This window comes from Pseudomonas sp. BBP2017, from assembly GCF_003024385.1.
In the GTDB taxonomy this organism is placed as follows: Bacteria; Pseudomonadota; Gammaproteobacteria; order Pseudomonadales; family Pseudomonadaceae; genus Aquipseudomonas.
Window position 1 is genome coordinate 1 of record NZ_PVZN01000048.1, and the last position, 399, is coordinate 399.

The window sequence follows — 399 nt, forward strand, 5'->3', positions numbered from 1 at the left end:
CGTCTTTGACTTCCAGCTTTTCAAAGCCCGGGCCGTTGACGCCGGTGATCGTGGCGGTCAGTTCGGTGCCGTCCTTGTAGGCGTCTTCGCCGTTGCCAGCCGGAACCGTCAGGGTGCCCGTGGTCTGGCCATCGGCGATGGTGATCAGCCCCTGGTCAGTGGTGATCGTGGTCACGCCTTGGGAGGCATGGCTCAGCGTGGCAGTGAAGATGTACTGCGCCGACGGGCCTTCGTCTTGTACCGAACCGGTCAGGCTCACGGTCGCGACCGTCGTGGTGTCGACCACCGTCGAGGTTGCCGAGCTGTTGCCGACTTCCAGCTTTTCAAAGCCAGGGCCGTTGACGCCGGTGATCGTGGCGGTCAACGCGCTGCCGTCCTTGTAGACGTCTTCGCCGTTGC

1 protein-coding gene is annotated in these 399 nt (G+C 63.7%); it reads right to left on the reverse strand.

Annotated features, from left to right (window positions below; translation table 11 throughout):
- The coding region (locus C6382_RS24050) for an immunoglobulin-like domain-containing protein (protein ID WP_158262121.1) at window positions 1-399 on the reverse strand (399 nt) is incomplete at both ends.